The sequence below is a fragment of the Arthrobacter pascens genome (genome assembly GCF_030816475.1).
GTDB lineage: Bacteria > Actinomycetota > Actinomycetes > Actinomycetales > Micrococcaceae > Arthrobacter > Arthrobacter pascens_B.
This window is the reverse complement of record NZ_JAUSXF010000001.1, coordinates 2,463,698-2,477,730: the sequence shown is the minus strand read 5'-3', so window position 1 is coordinate 2,477,730 and position 14,033 is coordinate 2,463,698. Positions and strand designations below refer to the sequence as shown.

Annotated in this window: 8 protein-coding genes and 2 pseudogenes; 5 read left to right on the top strand and 5 right to left on the bottom strand. The window is 64.3% G+C overall.

The annotated features are described in order from the left end of the window. Window positions 1–65 precede the first annotated feature (65 nt). The 5 genes and pseudogenes from QFZ40_RS11380 (at window position 66) to QFZ40_RS11360 (ending at window position 6,206) form a co-directional block, all read left to right on the top strand. Complete coding sequence (locus tag QFZ40_RS11380; protein ID WP_306904479.1) at window positions 66–1,718, top strand: thiamine pyrophosphate-dependent enzyme; 1,653 nt, start codon at window positions 66–68, stop codon at window positions 1,716–1,718. An 80-nt stretch (window positions 1,719–1,798) separates the two neighbouring features. Continuing rightward, the gene (locus QFZ40_RS11375; RefSeq protein ID WP_306904478.1) at window positions 1,799–3,205 is read left to right on the top strand and encodes a gamma-aminobutyraldehyde dehydrogenase; all 1,407 of its coding nucleotides are present in this window, start codon (window positions 1,799–1,801) and stop codon (window positions 3,203–3,205) included. Window positions 3,206–3,218: 13 nt separating this feature from the next. Continuing rightward, window positions 3,219–4,925 (top strand): amidohydrolase, encoded by a 1,707-nt coding sequence (locus QFZ40_RS11370; RefSeq protein WP_306904477.1) that lies wholly within the window; start codon window positions 3,219–3,221, stop codon window positions 4,923–4,925. A 101-nt stretch (window positions 4,926–5,026) separates the two neighbouring features. Next, window positions 5,027–5,772, top strand: a pseudogene (locus tag QFZ40_RS11365) (homoserine O-acetyltransferase family protein); the annotation flags it as partial. Window positions 5,773–6,077: 305 nt separating this feature from the next. After that, window positions 6,078–6,206, top strand: a complete 129-nt coding sequence (locus tag QFZ40_RS11360) for a hypothetical protein (RefSeq protein ID WP_306904476.1) — start codon at window positions 6,078–6,080, stop codon at window positions 6,204–6,206. A 189-nt stretch (window positions 6,207–6,395) separates the two neighbouring features. Here the strand turns inward: QFZ40_RS11360 and QFZ40_RS21705 are convergent. From QFZ40_RS21705 to QFZ40_RS21700, 5 genes and pseudogenes are all read right to left on the bottom strand, one after another. Further along, a pseudogene (locus tag QFZ40_RS21705) lies at window positions 6,396–6,533 on the bottom strand (LacI family DNA-binding transcriptional regulator); the annotation flags it as partial. Between the two features lie 133 nt (window positions 6,534–6,666). Then, on the bottom strand, window positions 6,667–8,604 hold the full coding sequence (locus QFZ40_RS11355) for a glycoside hydrolase family 36 protein (RefSeq protein WP_306904475.1): 1,938 nt from the start codon (window positions 8,602–8,604) through the stop codon (window positions 6,667–6,669). A gap of 270 nt (window positions 8,605–8,874) precedes the next feature. Continuing rightward, window positions 8,875–10,059, bottom strand: coding sequence for a serine hydrolase domain-containing protein (locus QFZ40_RS11350; RefSeq protein WP_306904474.1), 1,185 nt, complete (start codon window positions 10,057–10,059; stop codon window positions 8,875–8,877). 137 nt (window positions 10,060–10,196) lie between these two features. After that, window positions 10,197–12,764 carry a BNR repeat-containing protein gene (locus tag QFZ40_RS11345; protein WP_306904473.1) on the bottom strand — a complete coding sequence of 856 codons (2,568 nt, stop codon included), beginning with the start codon at window positions 12,762–12,764 and terminating at the stop codon, window positions 10,197–10,199. Window positions 12,765–13,554: 790 nt separating this feature from the next. After that, window positions 13,555–13,986: an alcohol dehydrogenase catalytic domain-containing protein gene (locus tag QFZ40_RS21700; RefSeq protein ID WP_373427426.1), complete on the bottom strand. Its 432-nt coding sequence runs from the start codon at window positions 13,984–13,986 to the stop codon at window positions 13,555–13,557. Window positions 13,987–14,033: the final 47 nt, after the last annotated feature.

Sequence of the window (14,033 nt, the reverse complement as noted above, 5' to 3'; positions counted from 1 at the left end):
ACAGCATGGAGTGGCGTTCCTAATACTGATACCGACCCCACAATGTTCGGATCAGGAGACCCTCTTTGAACCACAAACTGCGTCATGCAGGCCAGGCCATCGTCGATTCGCTTGCCGTCCACGGCGTTAAGCGCGTCTTCGCGGTCCCGGGCGAAAGCTACCTCGCGGTCCTCGACGGGCTGCACGGCACGTCCATCGAGACCGTCGTCGCCCGCCATGAGGGCGGCGCGGCGTACATGGCGGAGGCCCATGGCAAGTTGACCGGGGAGCCCGGCGTTGCCATGGTCACGCGCGGTCCAGGGGCAGCGAACGCGTCCGTTGCCATCCACAGCGCATGGCAGGACGGCACCCCCTTGGTCCTCTTCGTTGGGCTGGTTCCAATTGCTGACCGCATGCGCGAATCCTTCCAGGAGTTCGATCCGAATGCCTGGTTCGGGACACAGACCAAGCGCGTCTTCGTGCTGGATGAGCCCGGCCGGGCTTCCGAAATAGTCGCCGAAGCGTTCTTCGCTGCAAAGTCCGGCCGGCCCGGGCCCGTGATAGTTGGGCTTCCCGAAGACGTCATCGCCAAGGATTTTGACGGCGAGATCGCCACGCCGATCCCGGTCACCGAAGGCGCAGTTTCACCGCGCGAACTCGATCAGCTCCGCACTGCCCTCAGCGCGGCCGAGAATCCTCTCATCTACGTGGGCGGGCAACGATGGACCCGGGAATCGTCCGCTGCGATCACGCGCTTCGCCGAGCGCAACGGCATCCCTGTCGCACAGGATTGGCACGCGTCCGACAGGATTCCCTTCACATCACCGGTCAACATCGGAACCCTCGGCTACGGCCGCGGTGCTACTGCCGCCGAAATGTTCGACGAGGCCGACGTGCTGCTCGCCATTGGCGCCCTCCCGACAGATGTCCCCACCGACGGATTCACCCTCCGCCAGCGGCCGGACGCCGTTAACTACATCGTGAGTATCGACACGACGCTCCGTGGACGCTCCGGAGCAGTCACGGCCCACATGCTCGCCTCACCGGTCGCGTTCGCCGAGGCCGTCGAGGACCTTGACCTCGGCCGGGCGGCGGAGTGGGACAACTGGCGCGCCAGGGGCCACCAGGCCCACTTGGCCCTGTCGGCCATCGGTGACTACGCCGACCTGCCCGCCGCGGCCGAAGGCACCGCACACATGAGCGTGGTTATCAACGAGCTCATCCAGCGGTTGCCGGATGACGCCATGTGCACGCTGGGCGCGGGCAATCACACCATTTGGGCGCAACGCTTCTTTCCCACGAACGTCTTCCCGTCCCAGCTCGCCACACGAAACGGCTCAATGGGGTACTCGATCCCATCCGCCGTCGCGGCAGGCCTGGAAAACCCCGAGCGCCTCATCGTCGCGGTCTGCGGCGACGGCGAGTTCCTCATGAACGGCCAGGAACTCGCAACAGCAGCCCAATACGGCGTCCCGATCCTCGGCATCGTCATGGACAACGGCCAATACGCCACAATCCGCGACCATCAGGAGAGCCACTTCCCGGGCCGCGTCTCCGGAACCCAGCTGTCCAATCCCGATTTCGCCGCACTCGTGCGCGCCTTCGGCGGCCACGCCGAAACCGTGACGTCGGACGCCGAGGCCGCCGGCGCCGTCGAACGTGCCCTCAAGGCTGTGATGGGGCAGCGCAGGTCCGCGCTGATCCACGTCATCACAGACCAGAGAATCAGCCTGCCCTAAACACCACACCCCCGCGAAAGCGCCCGTTCCCCTCCAAAACTTCCGACGACCGACCTCCACCGACTGACCGGAGCCCCAACGTGATTACGCTCAAGAACATCATCAACGGCCAGGCCGTTGACGCCCTGGCAAGCCTGCCCTTCGTCGACCCCAGCACGGGACGCCAGATCGGCACAGCCCCGGACAGCGACGCAGCCGCCGTCGACCTCGCCTTCCAGGCAGCGCAGCAGGCATTCAAAAGCTACAAGCGCACGACGCCGGGCGAACGCCAGGCGCTGCTGCTGCAGCTCGCGGACCTCATCGAAACCAACGCGGACCGCCTGCTCGAGGCCGAAGTCGCGTGCACGGGCAAGCCCCGGGCCGCGACCCGTGAACTGGAGATCCTGCGCGGCGCGGACCAGCTCCGGTTCTTCGCCGGCGGCTGCCGGGTAGTGTCAGGGACGGCCTCCACGGAGTACGTCCAGGGCTTCACCTCCACCATCCGGCGCGAGCCGCTGGGCGTGGTCGCGCAGATCACCCCGTGGAACTACCCATTTATGATGGCCATCTGGAAGATCGGCCCGGCCCTGGCCGCCGGCAACACCCTGGTCCTCAAGCCCGCCGACACCACGCCGTGGTCCACCCTGATCCTGGGCGAGCTGGCCCAGGAGGTGTTCCCGGCCGGCGTCGTGAACATCGTCTGCGGCGGCCGTGACGCCGGTGCGGCGATGGTCGATCACGAGATCCCGGAAATGGTCTCCATCACCGGCTCCACCCGTGCCGGCGCGCAGGTCATGTCCGCGGCAGCCAAAACACTCAAGGACGTCCACCTGGAACTCGGCGGCAAGGCGCCGGCGATTGTCTTCGGCGACGTCGACATTCAGCTGACAGCCAAGGAAATCGCTCTGAGCGCCTTCTTCAACGCCGGCCAGGACTGCACCGCCGTCACCCGCGTACTGGTGGAGCAGTCCATCCACACCGAGTTCGCGGCTGCCCTCGGGTCCGCGGCAGCCGCGCTCACCGTGGGCGGCGACGACGCGGATCTTGGCCCGCTGAACAGTGCCGCGCAGCTGGAGCGGGTGGAGGGCTTTATGTCCCGGCTGCCGGCGAACGCCACGGTGCTCTCCGGCGGCAAGCGCACCGGCACCGGGTACCACTTCCAGCCCACGGTGATCGACGGCGTCTTCCAGAGCGACGAGGTGGTGTGCGACGAGATCTTCGGTCCCGTGCTCACCGTGCAGCCGTTCGCCACGGAGAAAGAAGCCATCGACCTTGCCAACGGCACCAAGTACGCGCTGGCCTCCAGCGTCTGGTCCAACAACCACGGGGTGGTCACCCGGGTCTCCAACGAGCTCGACTTCGGCTCCGTGTGGATCAACTGCCACCAGGTGATCCCGGCCGAGGCCCCGCACGGCGGCTTCAAGCACTCCGGGACCGGCAAGGACCTGTCCGTTTTCGGGCTCGAGGACTACACCCGCATCAAGTCCGTCACCACCTCCCACCGCTAACGCCAGGAACCCCATGAAACTCGATCTGCTACTGCGCAACGCGGACATCATCACCATGGATGACCGCCGCCCGCACGCCACGTCGCTGGGAATTTGGCAGGGCCGCATCGTCGGCCTCGATGACGAGCTGGACGGACTGGACGCGGCCGAGGTCCTGGACTTTGACGGTGCCACAGTGACGCCCGGGTTCATCGACGCCCACTGCCACACCACCTGGTTCGGGCTTGGCCTGGGCGAGGTGGATGTTTCCGGCGCCCGCGGCCTCGACCAGCTCTACGCCATGCTCGAAGCGGACATGGCCACGATTGGAGCCACCGGCGAGGAGAAAACCTCGGATCAGCACACCAAATGGCTGATGGCCACGGGCTTCAGCCAGACCCAGCACGGCGGCGAGTTCCCGGACATTGCGGTGCTGGACCGGATCACGGGCGAGCGGCCGCTGTTCATGCGGCACAACTCCGGCCATATGACAGTGGTCAACTCAGCCGCTTTGCGGCTGGCAGGTGCGGAATCGCCGTCGTTCCAGAACCCCGACGGCGGCGTGATAGTCCGCGACGCCGCGGGTCGTCCCACGGGACTCGTCCAGGAGACGGCACAAGAACTGGTCCAGCAACTCATCCTGCCTTATTCAATCGCCGACATCGAGGCCGCCCTTGATCGCGCCACGCGCCGTTACGCCTCCGAAGGCATCACCAGCTTCACCGAGGCCGGTGTGGGAGGCGGCTGGATCGGGCACAGTCCGGCGGAACTGGCCGCCTATCTGCGCGCCGCGAACGGGGGACGACTGCACGCCCGCGCGCAGGTGATGCCGGTCCTGGATGTGCTGCACGCACTGGACGGGCACGGATTGGACAGCCCCGGGGCCGTTCCAAAGGGACTGGACCTGGGGATCAGCACAGGCTTCGGGAACGACTACCTGTCCCTGGGACCCACCAAGGTCTTCCTGGACGGCTCGCTCCTCGGCGAGACCGCGGCCGTGAGCCACGAGTTCTGCAGCCACGGACAAAAGGACAACGCGGGGAACATCGGATACTTCCAGGCTGACCCCGCGCGGTTGAGGGAGCGGATCGAGGCGGCCTACGCCGCAGGCTGGTCCATAGCTGCCCACGCCATCGGGGACCGTGCGATCGACCTGGCCATCGACGTCATCGCCGATTGCCAGGCTACTTACGGCCCCAGGACCGTGCCCAACCGGATCGAACACGCCTCCATTACCAGGCCGGACCAGTTGGCCCGGTTGGCAACAGCAGGCATCGCGGTCACCCCACAGGCAAGCTTCTTCCGTAAAGGAGGCGACGGCATGACAACGTCTCTCGGACCCGACCGCTTGCCCTGGGCATACCGGGCCGCAAGCTTCCTCGAAGCGGGAGTTACCCTGGCCGGAAGCTCGGATCGACCCGTGGCGGACGGGAATGTCCTGCGCGGCATGCAGGCTTTTGTGGACCGCCGCACCGATTCCGGGGCAGTGTTCGGCAACCCGGACGAACGGCTGACCGCGCGCCAGGCGCTCGACATATATACAAACGGCGCAGCGGCCGCCACCGGAACTATGGATATCAAAGGCTCCCTGACGCCGGGAAAACTGGCCGACTTCACGGTGCTTTCAGGTTCTCCCCTGGATGCCCCGGACATAGGGGCACTAGAAGTGCTTGCCACCGCCGTCGGAGGCCGCTTCACCTATCAAGCCACCGGCGCGCAGAGTTTCAACACGCTGCACTGACGCAGCGGGGTTTCATCGGGCGGCCATCGCCTCGTGGTCACCACTGAGGGTCGCCTGCCGGTCAGATCACGGTGGGTAAGGGCAAAGAAAAAGGTCCTCAGATGACGGTTTCCGTCGCCCGCAGCGGTGTACCCGGAATAAAGAGCCACATTGAGAAAGCCGGTGTGCCCGTTCCTGACGGCACGGTCAAGTGCCTCCGCATCGGCAGCCTGGACCTTGAAGGCGGAGGGCACCTTCCTGATGTCATGCTGGCCTACGAAACGTGTGGCACCCTGAATCCGGACCGCTCCAACGCGGTGCTCATCCAGCACGCCCTGACCGGCAACACGCATGTGACAAGGGGAGCCAGCGATGAAGGAGGCTGGTGGGAGCAGCTGGCTGGCCCCGGCGCCCCTGTGGACACGGACCGGTATTTCGTTGTTTCCATCAATATTGTGGGCGGCTGTTATGGCCCCACGGGACCGTCCAGCCCGCCCCGCCTGGGCAGCCGTGGGGTTCCAGATTCCCCCTTGTAACCCTCCGCGACACCACCGCGGCCGAAACCCGGCTGGCTGATGCCCTGGGCATCGGCAGCTGGTATGCGGTGCTGGGCGGTTCAATGGGCGGGGCCCGCGCTCTGGAATGGGCCGTCAGCTATCCGGAGCGGGTACGCCGCTGCGGCGTAATTTCCATCGGCGCCAGCAGCACCGCCGAACAGATTGCCTTCGCCCAGACGCAGACACTGGCCATCCGGCAGGACGTGAATTTCAAGGGCGGGGACTACTATGGCGGGCCCGAGCCAACGGCCGGCCTAGCGCTGGCCCGGCGGATTGCGCACTTCACCTACCGATCCGCCGAAGAGCTGGATGGCCTCGTTCCAGAACCTGAAGATACGCTCGCTGCACCGCGGGCAGCCCAGCAAACCGGCCCCTTATCGGCTGTGGAAAAGCTCCTCGAGTCATAAGCAGAAGCCGAAGCGGCCGAGGCGAGAGGCCGCCGGGACCAGCCAGGTCCCGCTGAGGGACCGGGCCAAGGCCAACGCGGTCCCCGGCTGTAGGCTGAGCTGACCGGCCCACCAAGCCCGGACCCGACGTGTGGGTGGCCACACTTGTAGTAGCCGGCCCCTGCGATTCATCCAGCCTATTGCTCGCTGCGCAAGGAGTAGCCGTCCTCTTGCATCAGCAAGAGGCGGCCGCGGCCGTCGTCGAACCTCACCCACGCACCGGAACCATCGGGCATGCAAGCTTCGATGATCCCGCCACCGACTTCTTCCCCGTGACTGGCGACATGGACGGCTCGTGACAACGCAAAGTCCCGCCAATCTTGATTCAGGAGTGTCGAAGCCCGTCCAACCGCTAGTCCATCACGGGTCCCATCCGCGGGCACCGCTTTGGGGAGAGGGTCACAAGGCGGCAGCCCTGGTGGGTACTGACTCCTGATCACCTTCTTGCCCAATCTCAGCGACGCTGCGTTCTCGTCGCGTTCGTAGCCGAGCTCCCCAATTATGACTAGGACGCGCTCACGAGTGTGCGCGGCGACCATGCTCGGTCTGTTCAGTACGTTCGACACTGTCGACACGGCAACGGCTGCGGCCGACGCCACATCGTAAATAGATGCACGTTTCGCCATTTCTGTATCCTTACGGTTGCCGGCATTGGAGGTGGTGCGGAGCGGATCCGGTCGTTGTCGAACACCGGAGGGCCCTCGTAGGTCTCGGCTGGCGTAACGGTCCTGTTGCCGAACCCGACAAGCAGCGCGACGATCAGTCACGGTTGGGCATTGACAAGCTCTCTCCTTTCCCAGTCCGGGCGGGTTTCAACCGCACCACGACGCCTTCAAAGTCTCGAAGGCCGTCGATCCGTAGTTCGCCCTCCTCCACGAGGAGCGAGGTCGAACCACATGACAGTGATTCCTCGATGCGCCAGGACCCGTCAAGTGGTATCTGCACGCTGCCGGGTCCCTTCGAGAAGGTGTGCAGCACGACCAGCAGTCCCCGGCCGTCGTCGACGTACCGGGTGACCGACTGCCACCCCGTTGGATGCCGTAGTGACGGCCCGTGCACGCCTCCTCGGCGCGACCGGCCGTTTCGAATGATGGGCGACGCCCTCTGGTACAGCGCGATCGCGCGACGCACGATGTCCCACTGCGTCTCGTCGAGACCGACTACGTCTCCGGAGAGGCACATTCGGCCGATGAAAGTGGCGGCCAGGCTGTAGACCAGGCGCTGGTCGGAGTCGGAGGGGTGGAGCACCGACCAGATCTGCATTTGACGGGGAAGCATGACGCTCAGCAGGTTCCCCGCGATGAGCGGAATCTCCGGCACCTCGTGCGCGTCCGAGAACGAGCTCATCGCCGTTCTGCCGATCATGGACGGTTCGAGGCGGTGGCCACCGCTGGCGCAGTTTTCGATCACCAACTGCGGCAACCGATCACGGATTCCATCGAGGAACCGGTAGCCGGCGAGTACCTGCCGGCGCAGGCCCTCACCGAGCCCGTCCGCGTGGTCGGTGCCAAGTCCGAGGTGCTCGTTATAGTCGACCTTCAGATAGCCGAAACCATCGTGTTCGAGTCGGTCGACGACCCGGGTAGTGAGGTAGTCAACAGCGAACGGGTCCGTCAGATCCCAGAAACGGCGGTTGCCGACTGTGAACGGCGCGCCATCGCGCTGCAGAAGGTGGTCGGTCAGTGTGAAGGCGGTGGAGTCCTCCCCGACGGTCTCAAACTCGAACCAGAGACCCGGGGTCATCCCACGATCGCGGATGCGGTCGGCGACTTCCTTCAATCCGTGCGGAAACAGATCCGGACTTGGAATCCAATCGCCGTGCGCCAGCGCCCACGACACGTCCGGAGAGGTGCCGCGAAACCATCCTGCATCGATCACGAGGTATTCCACGCCCTCGCCCGAGAGGCGATCGGCGATGGCGATGAGACGCTCGCGGTCGGGGTTGCCCCATGAGGTGCACCATTCGTTGAAGACGATTGGCAGTGAGCGCTCGCTCTCAGGCTGCGCATCGGCGGCCTCGTTCTGGGCTGCGACCAGGCGATCGGCGACGTCGTCAACCGTGCCTTGCGTGCAGCTCAGGATGGCAGTTGGTGCAGCCAGGCGTTCGCCCGGCATCGCGGTGTGAGACCAATGACCGAATTCGCGGTCCGCGAGGCCCCCCGATATCGCCACGTCGTCGCCGAGCCGGGCGACCTCCATCTGCCAGCTCCCAGCCCAGGCAAGGTGTGCCCCCCACGTTACCCGCGCCACCTTGTCCTCGACCGCGAGGAAGGGAAACCAGCCGCGGGCCGGCATCGTGCCAACCTGGCCGAACCGCTCGCTCAGTCGGGCGATCCCCAGCCAGGATCGCTCGAGCTGAAGGCTCTCGATCGTGTCGCTCACCGGTTGAGCCTCTGCGCTCCACGAACTGCGCAGCCTGTGCACGACGAGTCGCTCGGGGCTATCGGCAGAATCGAACGGCGAGATACCGGAAAAGTTGAAGGAGGTGAGGGCGTCCACGGTGACTGGTTCTGGGGAATCGTTGACGAACTCCACCTCCACCCCGAGGTGGTTCTCGCCGGCCCGGTGGATCAGCGTGTGCTCAAGGCGGAGACCCTCGACGGTCCGCATCGCGGTGAGAATGCGGGGAACGCCTCCGACATGCTCGACCACGTGTTCCGCAAGCCGAAAACGGGAGGTGGAAGGCGACCACCGCATTGTGCGTCCTTGCCCCCACCCGCCCGTCGCGGCGTCACCCCGCAGACTCACGTGCACCAGCGGATCTACCGGGCGCGCGGGCGGGTTGCCGGCGCCGGGTTGACTTGCGATGTATGGCTCGTCGCCGATCCCACTGCGCGCCGTTACTGGCTGCAGCGAAGTAGGACGAAGCACGAGTCCCACTTGGTCCGAGTCGTCCACCCAATAGTGGGCCGTCATGTCGCCCAGGTCGTATGCCGCTAGCTCACGCATTGTTGTCTCCCAATTTTCCTACGCACCCGCCAGATCGGCGAGGGCCTCAGCCCAGACCCGTCGGGGGTCAGGTGGCGAGGGGTTGGACATGCTCGTGCAGGTGTACGCAACGGCCATGCCCGACGCAGGATGAGCAAACGCGAAGTTTCCACCAGCCCCCGGGTGCCCAAAGGTTCCACCGGTCGCGAACCGCCCGGTCTCGAACTGCGACCCCAACCAAAAACCGAGCCCGAACTCGGCAAGCTGTTGGTTGGGCACGGCGGCCAGCTGAGGAACGGGGCCGAGGCCCACGGTGCGCGGCCGGGTCACGAGGTCTAGCGTCCCGGGCGAGAGCAGGCGAATGGAGTCGACCTCACCGATGGTGGCGGCGTAGATCTTTGCCACCGACCGTGCGCTCGCAATGCCCCCTGCCCCGCCAAACTCCATCTGATGTCCTTCGGCGCTGTTGAGAAACTCGACCATGTCGGGGATCGACTGCACCTCTTCGAGCAGCTCACGGACGACTGGATCCGACATGTCCACTCCGTGCGATGACCACAGCTCGGCGGGTTCGACGGGGGGTGCAGAGTTCCACGCGCTGCGGTGTGTGACGTCGCCCTCGCGGTGCGTGGGCAAGCCTCCGATCCAGAAGTCGACTCCCAGTGGCTTGGCGACGAGTTCAGCGAAGAGTTCGCTCACACTCGTGCCCGTCACCCGGCGCACCGCCTCGCCGTTGAGATAGCCAAAGGTGAAGGGGTGGTACCACGATGCGGTCCCTGGCACCCACAGTGGTTCGGCGGCAGCCAGCACCTCCGTGCACAGCTCCCAGTTCGGCAAGTGCCGACTTTCGATTCCAGCGCCAGATGGAAAGAAGGGAAGACCGGCTGCATGGCTGAGAAGGTGGGCAAAGGTTGTGTGCTCTTTGCCCTTGACGCCGAACTCTGGCCAGACAGACGACACAGCTGCCTCGGGGTCGAGCTGGCCCCGCTGGATGAGCATCGCAACGATGATCGCAATCATGCCTTTGGTCGTCGACCACAGCACGAACAGGGAGTCGCCGTCGATAGGTAGCTGTGTTTCGGGGTCGGCCCCCGTCCACAGATCGACGACGACGTTGCCGTTCTGATACACGCACAGTTGGGCTGCGCCGGGATCGTCTGATTGCCCACGCTCGAACGCATCGGCGACTAGCTCGAAGCCTGGAGCAACGTAACCGTGAATCATGGAATGAGCTCCTCTGCTCGCAGACGTGTCCACAGTTCTGTGGTCACAGTAATTCTCCTAGGTATGGGTGCGGTCAAATAGCCGCGCGGAGAACGGCCTCGCCGCCAAGCAGAGGCCGTTCTCCGAGGGATTGATCGTTAGTGGAGCAGGATTACCTGAAGGGTGCTGCCTCCCGTCGGGTAGCTCGATCGTGGCTGGTCCTCGTTGCCCGGCAACGTCTCCCAGCCCAGTATGTACTGCCCGCTCGCTGTGGCGCCGGCGAGGTCACTCTCGAGGTGGACCTCTAGCCCCGGGAAGCTGCCCGTCACCGTTGTCACCGAAGCGGGCAGCGGCTGCGTGGGCACCTGGGCAATCCGATTAAGCGACGAGTCGATGATGACGGACTGCCTGCCGCTGGTGCCGTCGCAGAAGAAGTCAACGCTGATGTCGCCGTTGGACAGGAGACGAGAACCCTGCATAGCGACCTGGAAGTTGAGACTCCCGCCACCCCCGAAGCTCCAACGTCCGGTCCAGTTGGTGATCTGGTTTATCTGCCACGTACCGGAGGTAGTCGGACGCGCGGCGTACAGCTGCGACCGGCCCTGAGCGTCGTACTTGTGGTACGTAATGAGCACCTTGCCAGCGGCGTCGAAGCCGATCCGCGCGTTGCCGTTCAGCAATCCACCATGATCGGGGACCGGGTCGATCACGTCGCCTTGGCCGTACTTGAGAGGCGTCGTCAAAGGCGTTCCGTTGTTCGTTACCCAGTTCACGAGGTCCTGGCTCTTGGCGTACGTCAGCATGCTGTTCGTGGCCGCGTCACCAGAGTCACGCCAGACCCAGATCATGTGGAACCAGCCGTCGGGTCCCTTCGTCGGACCTTGAAAGTACGAACTCCACGTTCCTGAAGGGTTGCTCGCGGACCCGTTTCCGTCGAAGATCGGCGCGGAGACGATGTGCGACCACGAGCTCGTCGACTCGTTGTACACATTGAAGTACGTCACGCCATCGCCGGACCCACCGTCGCGGTAGTCGAAGACAAGGCTTCCGTCGGAGCGGTTGAGGAACTCGGGATAGGTAACGGAGTCCTCCGCGGGGGCACTCACCATGTTGGTGACTCTCACCAACGTGCTGATGTCGCCTGGGACGGTGGTGCGGAAGTAGACCAACGGAACGTTGTGCATGTTGCCTGCGACGTGAAGGTTTCCATCCCGGTCAAGCCCCATCGAAACGTAGTTGTGGCTGTCCCATCCGAGAGTTGACGGAAGGGTCTTGTAGGTCCAGGCGCCGCCGATCGTGTGCTTGGCGACGGTCATGCCGCGGTTCACGTCGTAGTACGCGACGTACTGGTCGTTTCCGTGGGTGAGAACTCGCTGCGTCACTTGCATTCCGGCCCAGGTCGTGCCGACCGTGCTGGTCGAAACGACAGTCAGGTTGGGATCCGGGTAGGTGTAGCTCTCTCCGCCCGGTGCGCAGTTCAGGGGGCCGGGAGGCGAAGCAGCCGGGCTCGTCGTCGAAAGGCTGAAGGTCTGCGCACGCAGGTTTCCACTGTTGGAATACAACCCCGCACGGCCCCCCGTGACATTCGGGTCGACGACAGCAGCGGTGTAGGTCTGGTCCGCAAGCGTGGCTCCCGATGCCACGTTCACTACCTGCGACCGAAATGAGTTGCCCGTGCGTGTCAGCGTGAGATCAAGTTGCGTGCCGTACGCGGCAACGATTGTGCCGCTGGCGAGCACGCTGGCCGTCGAGCTGTTGGACATCTTCAGCAACTGCCAGCGCCCGTTCGTGCCCGTTCCAGAACCGGTCGTGACCCGGAGCACGTAGTAGTTCAGGCTGGTGGCACTCGTGCCCTGAAGGTTTCCCACGACGCCCACCCATTCTGATCCTCCCGGGGTACCTGTCGTGACGATATTGGTCCGCGCAGAGACGGTGTAGTCATCGCCAAGGGCGAGGGGGTTGTAGGTGGCGACGGCGTTGCTGGTCGAGCTGCTTGCCAATGCGGCACCGCTCGCGATACTCCAGGCACCGCGATCTGATGTCCACGAACTCCCGAGGGCTCCGTCCGCGCGTTCAAAGTCGTCCGCCGCGGGGATGGTCGTCGACAGACCCCAAGTCTGTGCTCGCAGGTTTCCGCTGTTGGAGTACAGTCCAGCACGGCCACCGGTGACATTCGGATCAGCCGAGGTGTACGTCTGATCGGCGAGTGTGGCTCCCGACCCGGCGTTGAGTACTTGCGACCGCAAGGAGTTGCCCGTGCGAGTCAGCGTCAAGTCGAGTTGCGTGCCGTACGCGGCGACGATGGTGCCGCTGGCGAGCAGTCCGGTGCTAGTGCTGTTGGTCATTTTCAGCAACTGCCAGCGCCCGTTGGTGCCTGTTCCAGAACCGGTCGTGACCCGGAGCAGGTAGTAGTTCAGGTTAGAGGCTGTGGTGCCCTGAACGTTGCCGGCAACACCTGCCCACTCTGATCCACCGGGAGTTCCGGTTGTGACGAGGTTGATCCGCGCGGAGACGGCGTAGTCGACGGCAATTGGCAGGGGGTTGTAGGTGGCGACGGCGTTGCTCGTCGCGCTGGTTGCCAGGGCGGCACCGCTCGCGATGCTCCAAGTACCGCGGTCCGACGTCCACGAGCTCCCGAGGGCTCCGTCGGCGCGTTCGAAGTCGTCCGTCGCCTGGTTAGTCGCTGCTGCTGCGCTGAATGGACTCGCTAGCGCGAGTGCAGTCACGATCAACACCGGAACGAGGAGTCTTGCGACAGCTCTTTTCGGTCTTGAGGCGGGTGAGTACATCATTGTCTCTTCCTTTCGTTGGGTTCCGACCAAACCGCGCTTCCAATCGACTAGGGAAGTGAAGCCTCGCTTGGTTGGTCATTGGGAAGCGCGATTATGCGCTGCAGGTAGCTGTTGCGGAACGTCGAACATGGTCGTAAAAAGTGCCAGGGCTGCAAGATCGGTACGCGCCCGACCAGGTAGATCCTGGCGTTTTCCATATCGCTGGACCGCCCCGAGGGGTCATGACGACAACCGAAGCTCGACAACAGCATCGTCTTCGCTGGCCGAATGCACCTTTGCATGTCCTATCGACGAGGAGCTGGAGTTGCCCGGGAATTACCAATGCGAAACGTTACGCTCACATCATTCGCAGGTCAATCCCTATCTTTGCGACAGAAATGACCCTGATGAGCGAAAGGGACGCGCCGGGGACGAATCGTTTCAGCAGCGATCAACACACTGGGCCCGTAATCGGCGAGTCGTCGGTCGCGCTGATCCACGAGCGGGTCGCTCGATCTGAAGGGCCCGGTTCGGGCGCTACCGGCGGTGGGTGCCGGAAGCACGTATTAGTTCAGAGATGTGGTCCCTTGAGCGTTACCGACGATTCCGGGCCACTCGGCTCCGCTCGGGTGACAGCTTGGGCGGGCAGAGTCGCGGCGGCGCCAACGAACACACCCACCGCCATCGTCGTTGCTCCGAACACGGCGGCGAACCGGTTAGTTGATCGCGTGACTGGGAATGGTTTTCATCTACTTAGCTCTTCCTTGAGATTGGTAAGTACCAGCACGGACCCGGGCGGCAGCGCCAGGGCATCGTCGGTCCTGCCAGACGATGCCGATCTGTCTCTTCCGGAAAGGTCGAGCCTCAGGAGAGCCTCGTACGCGATTCCGAATCCACAGGCAGGCAACGCAGGCTCCGTCCAGATAGAGGTCATGCTGTCAGGAAATCTGAGTAGATCACGGCTGTCGGTCACAAGCAGGTCGGAGTGACCGCCACCGCGCTGCCAGCCGTGTGCGCGACGTTCTGAAGAAGTGCAGCTGATCTGGTATCCCAGGCGGCAGTCGCGGCATAGCCCGCATCCACTGATGTGGTACACAACGACACTGTCGGCGAGCTCCAGATCGGTGACGCCGGGACCAAATGCGATGACCTGCTCAGCCGGAACCGGGTCGGGCACGTATCGGAGGTCTACATTTCGGTTGCCGGAAGGCAGGAAGATCGTGC